Raw genomic sequence first — 14,183 nt, 5'->3', positions numbered from 1 at the left:
CAAACTGTAGTCTAATGGCAATATGAGCACACAGTTAATACATAATAGAACCGACAGCAGATTCATTTTTGCTGTCGGTTTTTTATGGTTTGCTTTTCTTAGTTGCTCGATAATTAGCCCTGCTATTAATGCGCAAGAAAATAACCAACAAGACTTTGATAAACTGATAAACGAAAGTATCAAAATTCGCTCGAGCGACATTCCAACCTACAACAAAAACTTAACCTTACTGGAGCAAAATTTAGCATTATTAACTGCCAGCCAACAAGAAGAGTTGATTTATTTACAAGCCTATAAATTAGGCCTGGAAGGTAAATATTCACAGTCTATCGCCATACACCAAAAGGTGGAAAACTCTAAAAATGTTAAAGTCAGAGTAAGAAGCTTAAGAACACAATTGAATCTGGCGTACCTGATCAACCAATACCCCTTAAGTAATCAATTGATTGATCGGCTGCTAGCAGAAGTTGTAAACCTTGATGACTTAGAGCTGAAAAATAGTATCCATGAAATTATTGGCTATTTTTATAATCATATTGGCGCATTTCAATTGGCATTAAATTATTTAGATTTAGTGAAAGATGGCAATTCAACACCCAGAAATTATTGTTGGTTACAACAAGTCATATTATTAGCAAATTTAGGTCTGGAAAAAATTCATGGCAATGATCCGCAAATACTGGCATATATTGATTTTTGTTTAAGCCATAAAGAAAATATTAGCGCGCAAAGTGTCATTTTAGAAAACGCCAGATTCTTAAACCAAGAGCATAACTTCGTGCAAGCCAATCAACATATGCAGGCTTATCAATCTTTAATATTGGCTTCTACCTACACTCCCCATCATAAAACACTATTTGGCCAGTTAACCTTGGCTAACTGGGGGCTAAATGATATTAATAAGGCCCAGTATTATGGTTTGAAAGCCATAGCATTAATGGATGAAGGGGAACACTCAAAGTGGGATCAACAAACCTACCAAACCATGGCCAAAGTTTCGCAAAGCCAAGGCGATGAGCAGCAGGCAATCCAATATTTACTTAAATATCAAGCTATGCAGCAACCAGTTGCTTCGTTAGCTCAACAAAAAGCGTTAGCCCGAGCGCAAATTGAACATACCCTATTCAGTAAAAAAGCACACAAAAACCAGCTCGAAGACGAGCTAAAAAGTATCAGCCAAAAAAATAACCAGGCATCTGTTGTGGGTGATGAATATGCTCAAAACTTTGCCAATAATCGGCTGATATTCGCCATGCAATTTGGCATTATTTTATTGCTGGGTGGCAGCTTGTTATACCTGCGTCATTTGCAAATTTCCACCAAAGACAAAGGTGACCATGATCCGCTCACTAACCTGCTCAATCGCAATGGTTTTATCGATTCAGCGGTTAGCACGGTGAGTTTACAAAGATCAAACAAGGCCGAGTTGGCGATCCTAGTGGTGAACGTTGATAACTTTAGAGCCTTCAACCAAACGTTTGGCATAGTACAAGGCGATACCTTACTGATTGAACTTTCCCAATTATTAGCAAGCTTTGTTGATGGCGATCAACATATCGGCAGAACCGGAGCCGATGAGTTTATTTTAGTGTTTCCAAATAAAAACAGTAAAACCCTGACACCGATTGCAGAAGCAATTAAAGCCAAAATAGCAGTATTGTTCGCACAATTGAAAAATCAATTAGATAGCCAAATTAGCATGAGTATGGCAATAAGTGACTCCAATTTAAGTGATTACTCATTGAAGTACTTTTTGACCGATACCAGTAAAGCGCTAATGAAAGCGAAAGCACTGGGCGGTGATCAAATTTATTATTTCAATAAATCGATGACAGATCGCGAGAAGTTTAAGGGAGATGGCACTGGGTTGCGCTATATTTTTGAATAAATGCTAAGTTCATTACTCTCATTGAACAGCGGGCAGAACTGTAGTTTAATGGCTAAATGAGCAAACAGTTAATTCCTAATAGGACCAATAATAGACTAGGCCTGATCGTCGGTGTTTTGTTATTAATTTTCCATATCCTTAACCCGCAAGTACAAGCTGATACGCTTAGCAAGCAGCATATTAATGACATGTTGGCGCAAGTTAATAAAATAAAGAGTTCAAATAAAACAGCTGCCGCCAATATCATTGCCTTATTGCAACAGCAAGAGAAGCTGACGACATTGCAACAAGAAGAACTCACTTACCAGCACGCTTACAATTTGTATTTACATGGTGATAGAAACCAGTCAGTTAAGCTCCATCAGCAACTGCAATCTTCAACCAACATAGATAATCGCATAAGAGCGAACTCTACCTTATTAAACCTTTACCTGGTTGAAAGAAATTATCCCTTGGCAGCGCCATTAATTGACGGCTTGTTGGAAGATATTGAAAAAACTAAACACTTTGAACGGAAGAACTCAGCCTATCGGGTGATTGCTTATTATTATAATGAACTAGACGCATTTGATCTGGCAATAGTATTTTTAAATTTAATAGATCCGACACATTCGTCAACAAGGGCACAGTGTTATAACAAATCTTTTCGAGTCCCCAGTCTACTTGGCCTTTATGGTTATTCAGCGCGTAAAGACATCATCGATGAAGCAATAGCCTTTTGTGAAAGCGTCAATGAAAATATTTCGGCAAAACTAGATAAAGTATTGATCGCAGAATATCATCTGAAAGCACAGCGTTTTCTGCAAGCGAAACAACTGTTACTCGATAATTTATCTGCGGTTGAAGCCATAAATTATCCGAATTTAAGCTTTCGTATGTATACCTACCTGGCAAAAGCGAATTATCCGCTAGGTGAATATACAAAAGCAAAACTCTATGCCGAAAAAGCCTTACAAGTGCCTCTGCAACTCAAAGTCACACGAGCAACTAGTGATTTATACAAGGTATTATCTGACTTGGCACTGAAGGAAAATAATGAACAAAAAGCGCTTGAATACCTCACTATTTATCAACAAAAACTGAAAGCGAATATTTATATCGACCAACAAAAGGACATCGCGCGCGAGCAAATTAAGCACACCGCTTATAGTAAAAGTAGATACAAAGATAAGTTAGCTAACGAACTTAACGATAGCATGACTAAAAATAGCCAGGCATCTAAAATCAGTAACCTTTACGCCGAAAACTTTGCCTATAACCGTATGGTTTTCGTTATTCAAATTGGCATTATTTGCTTACTAGGTGCCAGTTTACTGTATCTTCGGCACTTACAACTTAGAAGCAAAGACAAAAGTAATTATGATCCGCTCACTACATTACTTAATCGTATTGGTTTTATCGACTCTGCGGTCAGTACGGTGAGTTTGCAAAGATCAAATAAGGCAGAGCTGGCAGTTCTCGTTGTCAATATTGATAACTTTAGAACATTCAACCAAACGATTGGCACCGCACAAGGTGATAACTTACTGATTGAACTTTCTCAATTATTATCAAGTTTTGTCGATGGCAGCCATCATATCGGCAGAACCGGAGCCGATGAATTTACCTTAGTGTTTCCCAACAAAAATAGCGCTACACTAAAACCAGTTGCGCGAGCAATACAAAGCCAAATAGCGTCGTTATCCAGTCGATTAAATCATTCTTTAAAATTAGCCAATAACCCAGTTACAGTCAGTATGGCTTTCAGTGACTCTAACTTAAGTGACTACTCATTAAAGTACTTTTTTACCGATACCAGCAAAGCGCTGATGAAAGTAAAAGCACTAGGCGGCGATCACATTTGTTGCTTCGATAAAACCATGGCGGAGCGAAATAACTACAAAGTTGACGAAAATGAACTGAAATACATTTATGAATAAACACTTATGTATCGAAATAGTTATCGCAATAAATATCGAAATAGGAATCGAAAATTATTTAGCTCGTTTTGCATGTTAGAAAACTGATCTTACTATTTTAGAGGCAACCATTTAGTGCAATTTGAATCCACTCACTATGCAATGAAATTACTTCACCAAAATGATGAAGAGTTTTTTACATCGCAGTATCAAGACCCTGCCACTTGTTTACATACTGGCGGCGTATTTACTTTAGAACAAGCGCAACAGCGCTTTCACTTTTGTCTGAAACGCAATTCCGTCGGCACTATGCTGACGTTTATGATAAGAAGTCGTATCGACAATCAAGCATTAGGGTTTTGTGCTCTCATTTGGAGTAAAACTTTAGCCTCAGTAGAGCTGGGAATTTCCTTAAAAAGTGAAAATATTGGCAAAGGCATCGCCAAAGAAGTATTGCCTGATTTATTGAACCTGGCGTTTAATAGCATACAAATTCCATTACTGATGATCCGCACAGACAAAAACAACCTTGCCATGATAAAAACCATTGAGCGCTTTAGCTGTCCAATTCGACAAATGTCTACGGCGCAGATAAATTCAGATCGAAAAAATCCAGACGATTCAAACGTGGTTTATAGCGATGCTGATTATTATTGGTATATTGAAAACCCAAAGCAATTAATGGTGAGTGAGAAAATAACAGGCTAATGTAATCAATTAACCATTAGCATTAGCTAATGCTATAAAAAAGAAAAGATAAAAATAAAAGACAACTATGAACGAATCAGAAAAGAAAGGCAGCTTAGTCTGCGTAGGTACCGGCATTACGTTAGGTGCGCACATTACCCCAATTGCGAAAAGTCATATTGAGCAGGCCGATATTGTGTTTATCACCGGTAATACCGGCTTTATGCAAATGTGGCTAGAAGAACTCAACCCCAATGTGCACGATTTACAACAGTATTACCAAGAAGGCAAACCCAGAAGCCGCACTTATCAGCAAATGATGGATGAAATGCTTAAGGCCATGCGTGAGGGGAAAAAGGTAGTGGGTGCGTTTTATGGCCATCCGGGCATGTTTGTAACGCCAACTCACAAAGCCATTAAACAGGCAAAAGCAGAAGGTTTCTTTGCCAAAATGGAAGCTGGTATCAGCGCTGAAGATTGCCTGATTAGCGATTGCGGAATAAACCCTGGTGCATTGGGTTGCGCTAACTTTGAAGCCAGTCAATTTATTAACTATCAGCGCCAGGTAGATAACAGCGCCTATCTTATCCTTTGGCAAGTGGGTATGGTTGGTGACACCACCCTTACCCAGTTTTCCACCGGCGAAAAATACCGGGCGATACTGGTTGAAGTATTGCAACAGCACTATCCTTTCGATCACACCATCACTTTGTATGAGGCTGCCGCCACGGCGCTTGAACAGCCGCGTATTGAGCAAATAGCATTAGTCGATTTTATTCATGCTGATGTTAAGCAAGTAACAACGATGATAATCCCTCCTAGCGCTAAGCTTAAAGTGAATAAAGGTATACAGGAAAAACTGGCCGAGCTGGAAAAACAACGCAGCGCACCTGTCCTAAAAAGTATTTAGCTGAAATTCAACGATAAATACGTTTATACAGAAATTTTTATTGAAAAGAATGGGAAAACTCACCATGATACCTATAGCTAAGTATGAGGAAGTTGCTTAGCTTAAATTTCTGTCACAGGATTCATGATATTGACTGACAGAAAAAGTAAATCCCCAAAATGAATAATACAAACGAGGATGTTATGACAACAATAATTAGTTTACTGAACAAACTGGGCGGCCAGGCAGAATTAGCGAACCTAAATCCACAACAATTAATTGCTTTAGCAAAGCAGCATGGCCTTAATGCCGAGCAAATTAGCTTACTTGCCAATGCTGACTTTCAAAGTTTGGCAAAAACAATCAATGCTCCACAGATTAAATGTATAATAATTGATGAACCCGATGATGTTCCAGGCGAAGACGAAGATGCGCCAGCTGAAGATGAAACCATTAAACAAGTCGTTTAATAGCTAAATAGCCTTTACCTCACTGGTAGCAGCAAGTCATTTCATGAGCAGAATTTCAAATAACTCACAGCTTATAAAAGTGGTGCAACATTTGCTTTTTTGCTTTTTTGCTTTCTTCAGTTTAGTTTTCATCAGCTTTACATCGCTTGCCACTACACTCAATACTCATGATATCGATAAATTAATTTCTCATTCTATTAAAATCAGATCCAGCGATAGCGAACAATTCAAACTAAACCTTGCGTTATTAGCAGAAAATGAAAACTTATTATCAACCTCACAATGGGAAGAGTTTCTGTATTTACAGGCGTATAAATTAGGGATAGAGGGCGATTTTATACAATCAATATTGCTACATAAAAAAGTTGAACATTCATCCAATATTAATGTAAGAGTAAGAAGTTTAAAAACCCAGCTCAACTTACAGTTTTTTTTAAATCATTTTGACCAAAGCAATGGCTTAGTCGATAAATTATTAGCTGAATTGCCAAATGCGACAAATTTAAAGTTAAAAAATGGTGTACTGCGAGTTATCGCTTATTATTATAATCACATTGAAGAGTATTCGTTGGCACTAAATTATGCAGAGTTAATTGATAGTAAACTTTTGTCCAACCGTGACAAATGCATCATAAACCAACTCAAACTATTGATTTTATTAGGGTTAAATAAAATAAAAGCCAATAGTCAATCCATTGTACATAATATTGATTTTTGTTATGGTGTGAAAGAAATTATCACTGGTAATAGCTTGTTACTAGAGCAGGCCAGATACTTGAACCAAGAGAAGGAACATACACAAGCATTAGAGGTTTTAACGGCACAAAAAGCACAAATTTTGACATCAACGTTTGCCACTCACCATCAGGTATTATTTAGTCAACTATCTCAAGCTTATTTGGGCCTAAATCAACTCGATTTGGCTAAAGAGTATGGTGAGAAATCGTTAGCCTTTCTCACTGATAAGGAAAAATCAAAATGGGCGCTGCAAACCTATCTAACCTTGGCTAAGATTGCCGAGCACCAAGGAAATTCTGAACAAGCGATAAGTTATCTATTTAGCTATCAAAAAATTAAAAAAACGATCAACTCCATTGAACAGCAAAAAGCCTACGCCCGTGCGCAAATAGAACACACGGTATTTGGTAAAAAACAATACAGAGAAAAATTGGCGACAGATCTAAAAACCATCACCACACAAAGCTTGCAAGCTTCAGACAAAATTGATGAATATGAACAAGGCTTTAGCAATAATCGTATAATATTTGCTGCACAGCTGGGTATCATATTTTTACTAGGTTTTAGCTTGTTATATTTTCGTCATCTGCAAATTAGCACCGATGACATTAATAAAGTCGACCCTTTAACCGGGTTATATAACCGTCGCCATTTTATCGATTTAGCGGTAAGCACGATAAGCAGGCAAATTCAGCAAAAACAGGATTTGGCCGTTATCGTGGTGAATATTGATGGCTTTAGAGAGTTTAATCAAAAGCACGGCATAATCAGCGGTGATCAACTATTGGTAGCACTGGCAAGGTTATTAAAGCGCCATGTTGCCAGCCTTGATAATATTGGCCGAATAGGCGCCGATGAATTTGTCCTTGTATTGCCAAGGAATACTATCGACAGTGCTATGCTTGTCGCCGAAAAGATACAACTGCAAATCGCTAATTTGGCCAATGCGCTCGGCATGGCTGATGGCTCCATTACGGCTAGTATCGGAGTTAGTGATAATAATCTCAGCGAGTATTCATTAAAATACTTGATGTGCGATACCAGTAAAGCATTAATTAAGGCCAAACAAAATGGTGGCGCTCAAGTGTATTGTTTTGATAGCTCAATGACTGAACGCGAAAAATTTAAAGTAAAAGACCATGGATTAAAATATTATTTTGAACAAGCTGAAAACATTCGCTCCTAAACAAGTCGCCAGTCTATTGGCTGCCTTGTTAATTTTATCGACATTGCTGTTTAGTAAAGTCAGCATTGCCGAGCATGAAAGCTTATCTACCGATGAGTTAATTGCGCGAGCGTTGCAAATAAAAAGCAGAGGTGCGGAACAAAGTGAAACTCTCATTAACGAGTTAAGCAAACGCCAAGGCAGCTTGTCGTGGCAACAACTTGATCAATATGAGTATTTATTGGCTTATCAACAAACCATGCAAGGTAATTACCAGCGGGCGTTGCTCTATCACATTAAAAATATCAGCTCACCCAATGCCAATTTTAAAATAAGGGCATATGGGAACATTATGTTCTTAAACTTATTAATGAGTAATTACCAACTCAGCTCTGACAGTTTACATCCGATATTAAACATTTTACAAAATGAGACCTTAGAAGATGAGATGATTTACGATACTTACTATACGCTGGCTTACTTTTTTAATCGGCTAGATGCGCCACAAAGAGTCATGGAACAATTACAAGCGATGGAGTTAATCGACAATGGCCAAGCTACTCCAAGACAAAATTGTTTGATTAACCACCAAAAAGTTAACGCCTTATTTGCCCTTAAACAAATACAGGCAAAAGATGAATTAATCAGCACTACGCTGACACTATGTGACCGCATAAATGAGAGCATTGTGGTACAAAAGCTGCTGACAATAAAAGCGTTAATGTTAATGGCAGAAAAAGATTACCAGCAAGCGAAAAACATATTACTCGACAGTATTGAGCAAGTAAAAATAAACGCTTATCCGGTCGATATTTTGAAACACTACAGCTATCTGGCGGAAGTATTTTACCAATTAAATGATTTTAACCAAGCAAGCGTATATGCCGACCAGGCATTAGCATATAAAAAGGATTTTCCAACCCTGCCAACCACGTTAATGGCGCAAAACGTCCATTACAATATTGCCGAAGCGCAGCACAATAGCAAAAATCAATTACGTTATTTACAAGATAAACTGGCTAGCGAGCACGCTATCGCCCTAAAAGAGCGAGAAAAATCGTTAGCTTTATACAAGCTTAAATATGAACTAACCGCATTAGACCTTGAGTTAGAGGACTATCAGGCGAGCATTGCCAATGAACAACAACATGAGCAAAGAAAAGTTGAAAACAATACGGTGTTATCTCGGTTTATTATTAGTGATCGGTTATTTCAGCTATTACTGCTGATTATGATCCTATGGATGATCAGATTGCATTTTATTTATTGGGCCGAAAAGAAAAAAATCCAGCTCGATTTGATTTACGATAAGGCCACTGGCTTTTTACATAGAAAGCCCTTTTTAGAGCAATGCGCCAAGGCGCTTAGCGCGGCCAAAGACCAGCAAAAAACCTTATCTTTAGTGATTATGAACATTGACAATTTAAGAGAGGTAAATGAATTACAAGGGAATGACAGAACCGATAGATTGATCACCTTGATGATAAATATGCATCAGCAGTTTTTCCCCGAAGGTACTCTCGCTGGCCGCCTGGGTGGCGACGAGTTTGGCTTTTTGCTTAACAATACCAATGCCGAACAGGCGGTGCGATTAGCAGAAGAATACCGCCTCGACATTAACTTTTTAGATACCAAGCAAATTTGTTATCAATTTGATGTAACCGCCAGTTTCGGCGTAAGTGATACTCAGTTAAGTGGCCACAGTGCAATCAAGCTGTTACAAGAAACAGAACTAGCACTGGTACAGGCGAAGAATGAATACAAAAACTGCACCTGCTGTTATAGCAAATTTACTCCAGCCAGTGCTTAAGCCGTCATAAAGCTTTCAAGAATAATCACCGCCGACTGACAGTCGATATGATCTTTTTGTAAGTTTTTATAGCCGCCTCGCTCAAACAATTGTGCCTTGGCATCTGCAGTGGTTAGGCGCTCATCCTGAAAGTTTACGCTAGTACCAAAACGGCCGGACATGCGGTTGCCGAATTTTTTGGCGCGCCTGGTCAGCTCTTGCTCACTGCCATCCATATTCAACGGTAAACCCACTACCAGTAAGTCTGGTTGCCACTCTTTGATGATATTTTCGATGTCTTGCCAATTAGGGATACCGTCTTTGGCTTTTATCGCTTTTAACGGCGATGCGCTTTGCGTGATTTCCTGACCAACGGCGATGCCGATGTGTTTGGTACCAAAATCAAAACCTAATAAGGTGCGTTGACCTTGTGGTTTTGCTGATTTTGCCATGGATATTCCTTAGGATGACTGTTTTATTTGCTTTTGCGGGAGTTTACAAGATAAGCGGTGAATTTAGAAGGCCCTGTTCCTTGTATAGATTGCGTTGTGCAACGCAGTGCCTGCTAATGACGCAAGCACCTTCTTAGAGATTGCGTTTTTCAACGCAATGACGCTGAACTAATTACGCATGGCCTACATCGCTAGATAAATGGCCAAGATCAATACCAATTTTTTCCGCGGCTTTTTGCCACCTGAGTTCAATTGGGGTATCAAATAATATCTCTTTATCCACCGGTGTGGTTAACCAGGAATTTTCTTGCAGCTCTTTTTCCAGCTGTCCTGCACCCCAACCGGCATACCCCAAAGTCACTAAATATTGCTCAGGGGCACTGTCAGTGCCTAACGATTCTAATATATCTTTACTGGTGGTGATCATAATATCGTCACCTAAGGCCAAAGAGCTTGACCAGCCATCCTGATTATTGTGCAATACAAAACCTCTGTCGGTCGCTACCGGGCCGCCAGAAAGTACACGCTGGCTCAAGCTGCCATCGTCGCTTTTATCTGCATCTATTTGTGCAAGTAATTCATTTACGGTAATTCTTACCGGGATATTAATGACCAGTCCCATCGCGCCATCATCGTTATGCTCACAAATAAGTGTCACTGTTTTATGAAAATACGAATCTTGTAAACTAGGCATAGCTATGAGTAATTGGTTTTCTAAACTTTCCATACCTTTCTCCAAACGATTAATCAAAATTATATACTTTTACTATTATAGTAGACCGGTTTGATTGACGAATGATTTTCTGCAATCAAAAATATGGCAAGTTGGCCAATCAACTTGCCATTATCCATTATTTTTTATTTTTTATTTTTTCAACTTGCTCTTCTATCGCATCCATCAGTTTGCCACTGATATTAATTGGATAAGCCGCTTCAATCTCGCGAATACAGGTTGGGCTGGTAACGTTGATTTCCGTCACTTTGTCACCAATCACGTCTAAACCAACAAAATACAAGCCACGCTTTTTCAGCTCTGGTGCAATGGTTTCAGCAATCAACCTATCGCTAGCCGATAATGGTCTTGCCTCACCTCGGCCACCAGCGGCTAAATTACCACGAGTTTCCCCTTGTGCCGGGATACGCGCCAGACAATACGGCATTGGCTCACCATTAACGATTAAGATGCGTTTATCACCATCTAAAATCTCTGGCATGTATTCTTGTACCATGGCGTACATGCCGCCGTGATTGGTCAGAGTTTCGATAATTACACCAACATTACTCTCGTTTGGCCCCATCCGGAATATTGACGAGCCGCCCATGCCATCGAGCGGTTTGATGATCACATCGTTATGGGTTTGGTGAAAGGCTCTAATTCTTTCTGCGGAGCGAGTCACGATGGTTTTTGGCGTTAACTCACTAAACCAGGCGGTAAACAGTTTTTCATTACAATCGCGTAAACTTTGCGGTTTATTAACCATTAACGTGCCCTGTTCTTCGGCGCGTTCAAGCATGTAGGTGGCATAAATGTATTCGGTATCAAACGGTGGATCTTTGCGCATTAATACCGCGTCTAAACTGGCAACGGCAATGTCGTTTGCATCTTCGAGCTCATACCATTTATCCGCATCATCAAAGACGGTAATTTTGGCAGCATTGGCTCTACATTCACCCTGGTCTAAATACAGGTCTTGCATTTCCATGTAGTAAATTTCATAGCCACGTTTTTGTGCTTCCAGCATCATTGCCATGCTTGAGTCTTTTGCCACTTTTACCGTAGTAATTGGATCCATTACTATGCCAAGCTTTAATGTCATGTGTGTTCCTAAATTGTTTCTATTTAAAATTGTTTATGCGCGTGTACTGCCGTAGCTCTTAGCTTTTAACTTTAAGCTTTAAGCTTTTAACTTTTAGCTTTTAGCTTTTAACTTTTAACTCAAGTCACCAAATTTACATTGCAGCGCAGTAATGGCAGTTAATGCCGCAGTTTCGGTACGCAGCACTCGCGGGCCTAATAGCACTTCAGTATAGTTGGCATTGCCGGCATCATTTATTTCTTGCTCAGACAAGCCGCCCTCGGGGCCAATCAGCAACCTTACTCGCGCAGAAGTCATCGGTAACCCCATAATAGAATGTTCAGCTCTAGGGTGTAAGTTTATTTTTAACGCTGTCGTTGGCTGATGTAGCCATTCGGTTAACGCAATTGGCGCTAACACTTGCGGTACCATCGCCCTACCGCTTTGTTCACAAGCACTGATAACAATTTTTTGCCACTGCTGGCGTTTTTTCTCTAAGCGTTCGGCATTAAGCTTAACCCCACAACGTTCGGTAAATAAAGGAGTAATGGTATTTACCCCCAGTTCTACCGATTTTTGCAGGGTAAAGTCCATCCTGTCGCCTCGCGAAATCCCTTGACCTAAATGAATATTTAATGGCGATTCATTGGCAATAAATTCTTTACTGGTAATCGTTACCGTCGCCTGTTTTTTACTGACCTCAAGTAATGTCGCCTGATAGTCGTGACCATCGCCGTTAAACAAAGTCACGTCATCGCCTGCTTTTAACCTAAGCACCCGCACCACATGACCAAAGGCATCATCGGATAAAGGCGTATTGCTGCCAACATTGAAAGCGTCAGCTTGATAAATTCGTGGGTTGCTCACGTAAACTCTTTGAGAAAATAATTGTTGTTTGTTCTAACAAGATAAGGTCTAAGATATTAAAAAACAAGGGTAAGAAAAAGTTAAATTATTGGGGGAAAAGGTTGATTTTTGTTTCATGCCTTCCATAAACAAAAATGCCAGGACAAGCCTGGCATTTAAATTCACGGATGGATTAACTTAGAATTACCATGGACCACTCCAACACATCCTGTGACCGTGGCATTCATTACATCCCTGTAAATCATGGTTTAAATTCTGTATTATTTTTCTAATTGTGGTGGTTTATAAACCAGCAGCAACTCGAAGAGCATCCGCTTTATCGGTTTTTTCCCAACTAAAAGCGGTAAAGGTATCATCACCAACCGTCATTTCAAACGGGTCGCGACCAAAGTGACCGTATGCAGCCGTTTGCTGGTACATAGGGTGCAATAAATCGAGCATTTTGGTGATGCCGTATGGACGTAAGTCGAAGTTGTCACGAATGATGCTAATTAACGTTTCTTCATCCACTTTACCGGTACCGAAGGTATCGATAGAAATCGATGTTGGCTCAGCTACGCCAATGGCGTATGACACTTGAATCTCACAACGATCGGCTAACCCTGCAGCCACAATATTTTTTGCCACATAACGGCCAGCATAGGCGGCACTGCGGTCAACTTTTGATGGATCTTTACCAGAGAAGGCACCGCCACCGTGACGAGCCATACCGCCGTAGGTATCTACAATAATTTTACGACCGGTTAATCCACAATCCCCTACCGGGCCACCAATAACAAAACGACCGGTTGGATTGATAAAGTACTTGGTATCTTCGGTTAATAACTCTTCAGGCAAAGTATGCTTGATAATGTTTTCCATTACCGCATTGTGTAAATCTTCCTGAGTAATATCCGGGTTGTGTTGAGTAGATAATACCACCGCATCAATCGCTACCGGCTTATTGTCTTCATAAACAAAAGTCACTTGCGATTTTGCATCTGGACGTAACCATGGCAATACTCCTGATTTGCGCATTTCGGCCTGACGCTCGACTAAACGGTGCGAATAGTATAATGGCGCAGGCATCAGTGAAGGAGTTTCATTGGTTGCATAACCAAACATTAACCCTTGGTCACCGGCGCCCTGATCTTCCGGTTTTGTTCTATCAACACCTTGGGCAATTTCAGGAGATTGCTGACCAATTAGGTTCATGATGCCACAAGTTTCACCATCAAAACCGACTTCTGATGAGGTATAACCTATGTCTGAAATCACTTTACGAGTGATTTTTTCTAAATCAACCCAGGCTGTGGTGCTTACTTCACCAGAGATAATCGCTACCCCGGTTTTCACCATAGTTTCACAAGCAACGCGTGAGTGCTTGTCTTTGGCAATAATTGCATCAAGTACCGCATCAGAAATTTGATCGGCAATTTTATCCGGGTGACCTTCAGATACAGATTCTGAAGTAAAGTAATGTTTAGCCATAATGTCTCTTTAATCTAATCTAACTGAATAAATAGACTGAGTATCTCTAACGAAAATACTGAAATATTGCCTAT

General features: G+C 39.8%; 12 protein-coding genes. 7 read left to right on the top strand and 5 right to left on the bottom strand.

The window, feature by feature from the left end; translation table 11 throughout:
- Positions 1–22: 22 nt before the first annotated feature.
- The 7 genes from ND16A_RS03030 (at position 23) to ND16A_RS03060 (ending at position 9,545) form a co-directional block, all read left to right on the top strand.
- Positions 23–1,888, top strand: coding sequence for a GGDEF domain-containing protein (locus ND16A_RS03030; protein WP_033078889.1), 1,866 nt, complete (start codon positions 23–25; stop codon positions 1,886–1,888).
- Between the two features lie 56 nt (positions 1,889–1,944).
- Entirely contained in the window at positions 1,945–3,807 is a 1,863-nt protein-coding gene (locus ND16A_RS03035) for a tetratricopeptide repeat-containing diguanylate cyclase (RefSeq protein WP_033078888.1), read from the top strand.
- A 114-nt stretch (positions 3,808–3,921) separates the two neighbouring features.
- Entirely contained in the window at positions 3,922–4,494 is a 573-nt protein-coding gene (locus tag ND16A_RS03040; protein ID WP_152593922.1) for a GNAT family N-acetyltransferase, read from the top strand.
- Between the two features lie 67 nt (positions 4,495–4,561).
- Complete coding sequence (locus ND16A_RS03045; RefSeq protein WP_033078886.1) at positions 4,562–5,383, top strand: SAM-dependent methyltransferase; 822 nt, start codon at positions 4,562–4,564, stop codon at positions 5,381–5,383.
- A 182-nt stretch (positions 5,384–5,565) separates the two neighbouring features.
- Complete coding sequence (locus ND16A_RS03050; protein WP_152593921.1) at positions 5,566–5,832, top strand: hypothetical protein; 267 nt, start codon at positions 5,566–5,568, stop codon at positions 5,830–5,832.
- Between the two features lie 43 nt (positions 5,833–5,875).
- The gene (locus tag ND16A_RS03055) at positions 5,876–7,756 is read left to right on the top strand and encodes a diguanylate cyclase (protein ID WP_033078884.1); all 1,881 of its coding nucleotides are present in this window, start codon (positions 5,876–5,878) and stop codon (positions 7,754–7,756) included.
- Complete coding sequence (locus ND16A_RS03060) at positions 7,728–9,545, top strand: GGDEF domain-containing protein (protein WP_033078883.1); 1,818 nt, start codon at positions 7,728–7,730, stop codon at positions 9,543–9,545. The genes ND16A_RS03055 and ND16A_RS03060 overlap by 29 nt, the downstream gene beginning before the upstream one ends.
- Here the strand turns inward: ND16A_RS03060 and ruvX are convergent.
- The 5 genes from ruvX to metK form a co-directional block, all read right to left on the bottom strand.
- Positions 9,542–9,976, bottom strand: a complete 435-nt coding sequence (gene ruvX, locus ND16A_RS03065) for a Holliday junction resolvase RuvX (protein ID WP_033078882.1) — start codon at positions 9,974–9,976, stop codon at positions 9,542–9,544. The genes ND16A_RS03060 and ruvX overlap by 4 nt on opposite strands.
- A 172-nt stretch (positions 9,977–10,148) precedes the next feature.
- The gene (locus tag ND16A_RS03070) at positions 10,149–10,703 is read right to left on the bottom strand and encodes a YqgE/AlgH family protein (RefSeq protein WP_033078881.1); all 555 of its coding nucleotides are present in this window, start codon (positions 10,701–10,703) and stop codon (positions 10,149–10,151) included.
- 124 nt (positions 10,704–10,827) lie between these two features.
- Positions 10,828–11,793 carry a glutathione synthase gene (gene gshB / locus ND16A_RS03075; RefSeq protein WP_033078880.1) on the bottom strand — a complete coding sequence of 322 codons (966 nt, stop codon included), beginning with the start codon at positions 11,791–11,793 and terminating at the stop codon, positions 10,828–10,830.
- Positions 11,794–11,907: 114 nt separating this feature from the next.
- On the bottom strand, positions 11,908–12,639 hold the full coding sequence (rsmE, locus tag ND16A_RS03080; protein WP_033078879.1) for a 16S rRNA (uracil(1498)-N(3))-methyltransferase: 732 nt from the start codon (positions 12,637–12,639) through the stop codon (positions 11,908–11,910).
- Positions 12,640–12,921: 282 nt separating this feature from the next.
- A complete protein-coding gene (gene metK, locus ND16A_RS03085; protein WP_033078878.1) occupies positions 12,922–14,109 on the bottom strand; it encodes a methionine adenosyltransferase in 1,188 nt (395 codons plus the stop codon).
- Positions 14,110–14,183: the final 74 nt, after the last annotated feature.

Origin of the sequence: Thalassotalea sp. ND16A (assembly GCF_000764205.1) — a bacterium.
Lineage (GTDB): Bacteria > Pseudomonadota > Gammaproteobacteria > Enterobacterales > Alteromonadaceae > Thalassotalea_A.
Note: the sequence above shows the minus strand (reverse complement) of the source record. Positions and strands in the feature narration are given on the sequence as shown.

Excerpts from the sequence above, each read along its gene's own strand:
- ND16A_RS03050 (WP_152593921.1), top strand. The coding sequence starts at position 5,566 with ATGACAACAATAATTAGTTTACTGAACAAACTGGGCGGCCAGGCAGAA.
- ruvX (WP_033078882.1), bottom strand. The coding sequence starts at position 9,976 with ATGGCAAAATCAGCAAAACCACAAGGTCAACGCACCTTATTAGGTTTT.
- ND16A_RS03055 (WP_033078884.1), top strand. The coding sequence starts at position 5,876 with ATGAGCAGAATTTCAAATAACTCACAGCTTATAAAAGTGGTGCAACAT.
- ND16A_RS03070 (WP_033078881.1), bottom strand. The coding sequence starts at position 10,703 with ATGGAAAGTTTAGAAAACCAATTACTCATAGCTATGCCTAGTTTACAA.
- gshB (WP_033078880.1), bottom strand. The coding sequence starts at position 11,793 with ATGACATTAAAGCTTGGCATAGTAATGGATCCAATTACTACGGTAAAA.
- ND16A_RS03045 (WP_033078886.1), top strand. The coding sequence starts at position 4,562 with ATGAACGAATCAGAAAAGAAAGGCAGCTTAGTCTGCGTAGGTACCGGC.
- ND16A_RS03030 (WP_033078889.1), top strand. The coding sequence starts at position 23 with ATGAGCACACAGTTAATACATAATAGAACCGACAGCAGATTCATTTTT.
- ND16A_RS03035 (WP_033078888.1), top strand. The coding sequence starts at position 1,945 with ATGAGCAAACAGTTAATTCCTAATAGGACCAATAATAGACTAGGCCTG.
- metK (WP_033078878.1), bottom strand. The coding sequence starts at position 14,109 with ATGGCTAAACATTACTTTACTTCAGAATCTGTATCTGAAGGTCACCCG.